This is a genomic window from Serratia sp. SA088, assembly GCF_049065515.1.
In the GTDB taxonomy this organism is placed as follows: Bacteria; Pseudomonadota; Gammaproteobacteria; order Enterobacterales; family Enterobacteriaceae; genus Serratia; species Serratia nematodiphila.
The window spans coordinates 1-5,654 of the sequence record NZ_JBAKGW010000021.1; the positions used below are offsets into that span (position 1 = coordinate 1).

The 5,654-nt window shown below is 52.5% G+C and carries 8 protein-coding genes; all 8 read right to left on the minus strand.

What is annotated here, in order from left to right; all coding sequences use genetic code 11:
* Positions 1 to 366: 366 nt before the first annotated feature.
* Positions 367 to 870, minus strand: a complete 504-nt coding sequence (locus ACOWVD_RS25280) for an antirestriction protein (RefSeq protein ID WP_285142933.1) — start codon at positions 868 to 870, stop codon at positions 367 to 369.
* 350 nt (positions 871 to 1,220) lie between these two features.
* The gene (locus tag ACOWVD_RS25285; protein WP_285142930.1) at positions 1,221 to 1,457 is read right to left on the minus strand and encodes a hypothetical protein; all 237 of its coding nucleotides are present in this window, start codon (positions 1,455 to 1,457) and stop codon (positions 1,221 to 1,223) included.
* 54 nt (positions 1,458 to 1,511) lie between these two features.
* On the minus strand, positions 1,512 to 1,916 hold the full coding sequence (locus ACOWVD_RS25290) for a hypothetical protein (RefSeq protein WP_421105940.1): 405 nt from the start codon (positions 1,914 to 1,916) through the stop codon (positions 1,512 to 1,514).
* Between the two features lie 351 nt (positions 1,917 to 2,267).
* Positions 2,268 to 2,825: a helix-turn-helix domain-containing protein gene (locus ACOWVD_RS25295; RefSeq protein ID WP_421105941.1), complete on the minus strand. Its 558-nt coding sequence runs from the start codon at positions 2,823 to 2,825 to the stop codon at positions 2,268 to 2,270.
* A gap of 79 nt (positions 2,826 to 2,904) precedes the next feature.
* A complete protein-coding gene (locus ACOWVD_RS25300; protein ID WP_421105942.1) occupies positions 2,905 to 3,309 on the minus strand; it encodes a plasmid partitioning/stability family protein in 405 nt (134 codons plus the stop codon).
* A 2-nt stretch (positions 3,310 to 3,311) separates the two neighbouring features.
* Complete coding sequence (parM, locus tag ACOWVD_RS25305) at positions 3,312 to 4,286, minus strand: plasmid segregation protein ParM domain-containing protein (protein WP_421105943.1); 975 nt, start codon at positions 4,284 to 4,286, stop codon at positions 3,312 to 3,314.
* Positions 4,287 to 4,544: 258 nt separating this feature from the next.
* Positions 4,545 to 4,886 carry a DUF3085 domain-containing protein gene (locus ACOWVD_RS25310; protein WP_421105944.1) on the minus strand — a complete coding sequence of 114 codons (342 nt, stop codon included), beginning with the start codon at positions 4,884 to 4,886 and terminating at the stop codon, positions 4,545 to 4,547.
* A gap of 46 nt (positions 4,887 to 4,932) precedes the next feature.
* Positions 4,933 to 5,436, minus strand: coding sequence for a hypothetical protein (locus ACOWVD_RS25315; RefSeq protein WP_421105945.1), 504 nt, complete (start codon positions 5,434 to 5,436; stop codon positions 4,933 to 4,935).
* Between the last annotated feature and the right edge of the window lie 218 nt (positions 5,437 to 5,654).

Below are 5,654 nucleotides of genomic sequence, written 5' to 3' on the forward strand. Positions count from 1 at the left end.
GCGCCGCAGGCCGCAGCGCAAGCGACCTGACGACCGCAGGGAGGAAGGGAGTGCGAACGGGTGAGGACGCCGGCAACGCGTACCCTTGTGCCGGCGGCGCCCCGGCTCAGCGTCTGTCACGGGGACAGTCTCTCTGCGCGGATGCCGGGYCTGAGGGGATACACCAGAAAGTGCCAGGCCTTTACCTGGCTGCCTTAGCGAACGGCCGCATAAGCGGCCGGGCAGTGAGAGCGGCGCCGGCATCGCCGGCTGCAAGCGACCGATCGTTGGTTTTTGGCGACTCAACGTCGCTAAAAACCAAACGCGCGCGGCACCGATACATCACTCGTGGAGTGAGATACCCGGGCGAACTGCCCGGATAAATTATTAATCAATCGCTTGGAATATCAGCGACTTTTCAGGGTGTTGAATGATACTGATGTAGTCTTTAAGCGCATCTTGGCGCTCGATTAATCGTTGACAGGTCAGAGCATAATCTTTCCCCAGTTCTGAAGCTTTCCAGGAAAGGTGATTCAAAACAAAAAGCGTTGCGATGATCCCGGCAGCGTCCGCCGACACTTCAGCATCGAAGTAATTACCCGGAATAGTTAAACGATAAACACCATCCGCTGGCGCGATGTAACCGGTTGGGTGGTTAATCATCATGTCAGCCCATGGCCCGACTCGGCCGGTGAGCCCGATAGGAACCTCATAAAAATTCCACATTCCCCCATCGTAATTGCTGTGCCTGCTTAAAAAGTTGATAGCCAAGCGTTCACCTACCGGCGTGGCAAATAATTGAGGTACAAAAGCCAAACGGCGACGCGGATCGGTAATTTCAATTCTGCTCACCTCTGTTACTGACTGGGCGGCGTTTACTGCAGTATTCATACTTCGTTCTCCGGCTTCACTTATGGTGCCCTTTTTCTCGCTCTTGCACAGAGCGGGGAGCACGTTGCTGTGACACGAGACCTCCACGTTCCATTAGGGACGACAGCAAGGGCGATGTCGGAAGCCGCAGCGCAAACGACCGCAGGGAGTGCGAACGGGTGAGGACAGCGGGCGTCAGCTTTTCCTTGTTGTCGTACCGGAACGGGGCAGCGTCCGTCACAGCAAAAGTGAACACCGCGGCACAAGAAGCCTGGAAAAGTGCACTATGAAGCCGTTGACAACGGCTTTCCTTAACGGCCGCCCATGGCGGCCAGTGGATGCGGCGCCGGTCGTAGACCGGCTGCAAGCCATCATTCTTGAACTTTTACAATATCAATCGCGCTCTGCAGCACATCCCAGTTTATGCCAATATTTGCATCATGATTGTCATGGACAACCTCCATCGCCAGCTCAATATCATCAGCTGTCAACGTTGCATCCAACGCGAGAAAATCATCATCCAGCCAAAAACTGGCCACGCACAGCGCATCATTGGGATAACGGTTTAGCCTGGCAATAAGCCCTGCGATAGTCATTTTTTCAAGCATCCTAATATTCCGTATTATTCAGTTAAGCGCCCCGACAGGAGCGCAATAAATTCGTTAACCACCGTAATCTGGTACATTGCCCAAGACATACTCCGGGCCTACAAGCTCGGCATATCCGTATTCGTCCAAATCATCTGACCATTCAATATCGTCGCTGGCACTATCTATGTATTCGCCATTTGAATAAACGTGATAGCCGCAAAAACCCTCCCCCTCCTCGCAAAACGTGTGGCAAATATGGCAGGAGAAACGCTTACTCAGATTACGGATCTCGGAACCTTCAGGGGGAGCCCACCGGGTATGAAAATCCAGCTGTATTTCACCGTCGAGCTCCACAAATGCAACATCAACATCGCTGAAAAAACTGTCACTTCCTTCGCTACGTGAAAATTCAGCCACAGCGGTAAGTTGATCAGGCGTCCCAGTCACGATAAGGCGGTTTGCACACCAATTCGGCATAATTCTTCTCCAGTCAGGTTGTCGGATATCGGCTTGCGCCGTAGCCAAAACACAGACGTGCGGAAAGCGAAGAATGCAGGGGCCATACCGCAAGCCGCATGCGCAAGCGAACGAGCGACAGCAGGGAGAGAGTGAGTGCGAACGGGTGAGGATATGGGCAACGCGTACCCTTGCAGGCGCAGCGGCACGGCTACGTTCGGGCTACGGCGTAAGCCCAGGCGACGACATACCATTTAGATCCCCGCCCGTAGGGCGGAAAAATGCAAACCGCAGAAGTTGAAGTCAAAGATGGGGCCCCGGCAAGGCCGGGGATCCTTTGAGTGGCCAGAATTGGCCACCATAAACAGGGTGTTATTTCACTTCAATATTAACCAGTTGCTCCAGAACCTGCAGTAACCTGGCTGACGGATAGGTTGCCCAGACCGGCAATAACGTTACCAGCGTAACAGCCTGTGCGGCCAACATCAGTCGACGCGGCAAAACCCCTTGCTCATAGTTCTTGACGGTCCGAAGCGAAACCCCAAGATAATCCGCGGTCTGCTTTTGCGTCCAACCCAGCCCCCCTCGCCATGCCTTCATACCTGCAGAAGGCATAATAAGCGATGCCACGCCCCTGGACTGGGGTGTTGTCTGATCATGGCGCGTTAGCGCCTGCAGTTGCAAAACGATTTGCGGTTGCTCCATTCGACGCAAATCGGGTAACAAGCGAACCAGCATCAGTGTCTGGATCCCCAGGCGAGCTGTTCGGGACACGCCACTATTTTCATAGGTCCGATAAGTCCGTTCTGACACCCCCAGAGCATTGGCGGCATCCTCTTGCCGCCAATGGCTCCCAAGGCGCAGCGAACGCGCCTCAGACAGCGAAAAGTATTGGCCGGCGCGCCATAATCTCAACTCAAAAACATCCATGCATTGCCCCCTTAAAAAACAGGCAATTTTTGCACCCTAAACGAGACAAAAATGCAGAAAAACCGGCAATAATTGCTCCTTAGAGCAGTTTATCCAATTTCTTGCGAGCCTCATCCAGGGCCCCCGATTCGTTACGTTGCTGTACAGGTTCAAGAGGATCCACCAATCGACAATTATCACCAGACAACGCCATAACCACGTCGCGGATCGCGGCCATTTCGGGTTTCCAGCCTGTTGTTTGACTGACCAGGTTGACCAGCTGCTCGCTGGTCAACTGGCCGTTATACATCGTGGCCAACAATACTGGTAATCGTGAATCGAGCTGATGTAATGCCGCCGTTGTGATGATGGCATTACGCAGAAAATCCCCGCGCACTCGCTGCGAAATGGATTCAACCACATTCAGAGCCTGGCGATCTGCCTCGCAGTCCAGCTGCAAATAGCTGGTAAATTTTCGACGGGTATCACTGCTGTTTTCGCTCACGGTTATCCCTCTTGTTTATACAATGCCATTTCGCTCGCCAGCGCCATTTGCGGTTTTTTGACCAACGTTATACGTTCCGCCGGCAGTTTCCAGGCTTTTCTTACCGCGGATTCTATCAGCGGAGCGCCCCCACCGACCAGCCAAACCCGGTTAACGTGGCGGAATCGCGACAATTCGTTCACCACACGATCGCCAAGCCGGGTGATACCGTGCTCTATCGCGGCGATTACGTCATCAACCCGCGAAGCATCATTAATCAGCTGTGACAAAAAGGCCCGATCGTGACGACGTTGGATCACCGTATCCGCCACATAGGCGCTCGTATCGCTGTCCGCCATACGCAGCGCAGTTAGAGCGGCCTGCGTCACCATAGAAACACCCAGGGTAGGATTACCGTGGATCGCCGTCACATCGTCGAATTGGCCGACGATCACCCCGGCATCAAGCGTTGTTCCACCCAAATCGATAACCAGGGACGTTTCCAGCGGGCCGACATTCTCTTGGACCAGGACAGAAAATACCGCGGGTAGTGATTCAGGCATCACTTCAACTGCTGTTACCGTAAAAGCTTCTCCCTTATTCAACGTCACCGGCCGAAGCAGATTGTCGATTTTTCGCTGAATATTGACTGTGTTTTTCTGACAGTCATCGGTATAGAACTCGCTGATTGGCAATGTGACGGTCAGCTTAACCGATTGTGGCTCAATGCCACTGTTTATCAAGGCATGGTGAACCGCGAGCAGATTGGTATCACCGTACTGATACTCAATATTGGTCGTGCTGATCGCCTGCTGGCTAACATCGTCAAAGGTGTACTTCAGGCCATCAACCGAATAGTTGTACGTGCGACGGCTGCCGATGCCGTCGATTTTCCATCCTGGACGGAAAGAATTAGGCGATAGGGTCGTATGCAAATCCCCCGCCACATACCAGGCCAGCTTCACATTGGTAGAACCATCATCACAGCAAATATGCATTTCACAACCCTTTAGTTACTCAATTTGAGTATCATTATAAGTAAACCAGAGATCGTATCAAGCCACAATTACTCATAATGAGTAAAATAAAATACTCAATATGAGAACCAATAACATCAGCTCATTTTGTTACGTATCAAACTGAGTAGCTTTATTTTTGAAGATTACTCCAGCTGGCCCTCTTGATACCCGTATTGAGTATCAAGAGGGGTTTTGCCTCACCGCGTCACAATCATGAATGCGCGCCGGGCATTACTTTTAACCCACAGACGTCATACAGAACTCGGTTTGTGTAATGAGAAACTCAAGATGACCTTGTTTCTCCAGCATATGGTCAAAGGTCGGGTCGTCCGACGGGAGACGCTCCATAAAGTCGTCGCCGCCACATAATCGGCAGGCGTCATCAAACACATCGCTACTGTCACGGGTCGTCGGATCCAACCCTTCCGCATAGGCCAGTAATCGCTTTCCTTTGGCATGCGATGCCGCCATCAAATACACCCTCTCATCCTTGATCAACAGCACATCACACCCGTGTTGACGCGCATGAGTGATCACCTCAATTGTCTTTTTACCCTTAAAATAAATCTTATTATTCATATTGATATCCTAATTAAACAGGGCGGCATGCTCACCGCCCGAATGATTACTTGTAGATTTCGGCGATGACGGCGGCCAGTGCATTAGCTTTCGGTAACGATTCAAGGCGGGTATTCATCATGAGTAGTTCGGTCGCAAGTAGGCGTGCCGATACGCTGATATGTTGCTCAGGTTGCTTACGACTGTTTAGGAACGACAACAATGCGAAAGCCGCATGAGGATGACTTGCCTCAACCTCTGAACACTCGGTAGTTTCAGTGTCAAAATGGCCCATGGCGGTGAGTAATACAGACTGCCGCCATAATGGGAAATCAGCATAGAACCCAGCCATGTGCAGGCGGTGTCCCAAGTGGAATAAATCGGCCACTAAATCAGCAAAAATCGTCGCAACGTCACGCTCTTCACCCGGACTTCTCTCCAAGAAAGCCAAAACAGCCTCTGCAGCCAATGAAATACGGGCCAAATTGTCCTCGGCACGTTCGTCCTGCAGCTTGTTAGCGTTCTGGCTGACGGCCAGCTCGGCCAAAAACTCTTTCAGTAACTTCGTCATAAACCCTCCCGTTTCGACTTCTTTCTGGTGTATTCCCCTTTTGGCTTTTCGCCGGCGCGGGGAGCCTGGCGCCGTGACAACAAGACCGAGACGGGGTATCAGCTGACGGTACAAGGGCGGCGCCGCAGGCCGCAGCGCAAGCGACCTGACGACCGCAGGGAGGAAGGGAGTGCGAACGGGTGAGGACGCCGGCAACGCGTACCCTTGTGCCGGCGGCG

What these genes read in the sequence shown, in the direction of transcription:
- ACOWVD_RS25280 (WP_285142933.1), bottom strand. Translation starts at nt 870, where the DNA reads ATGAATACTGCAGTAAACGCCGCCCAGTCAGTAACAGAGGTGAGCAGA.
- ACOWVD_RS25285 (WP_285142930.1), bottom strand. Translation starts at nt 1,457, where the DNA reads ATGCTTGAAAAAATGACTATCGCAGGGCTTATTGCCAGGCTAAACCGT.
- ACOWVD_RS25290 (WP_421105940.1), bottom strand. Translation starts at nt 1,916, where the DNA reads ATGCCGAATTGGTGTGCAAACCGCCTTATCGTGACTGGGACGCCTGAT.
- ACOWVD_RS25295 (WP_421105941.1), bottom strand. Translation starts at nt 2,825, where the DNA reads ATGGATGTTTTTGAGTTGAGATTATGGCGCGCCGGCCAATACTTTTCG.
- parM (WP_421105943.1), bottom strand. Translation starts at nt 4,286, where the DNA reads ATGCATATTTGCTGTGATGATGGTTCTACCAATGTGAAGCTGGCCTGG.
- ACOWVD_RS25310 (WP_421105944.1), bottom strand. Translation starts at nt 4,886, where the DNA reads ATGAATAATAAGATTTATTTTAAGGGTAAAAAGACAATTGAGGTGATC.
- ACOWVD_RS25315 (WP_421105945.1), bottom strand. Translation starts at nt 5,436, where the DNA reads ATGACGAAGTTACTGAAAGAGTTTTTGGCCGAGCTGGCCGTCAGCCAG.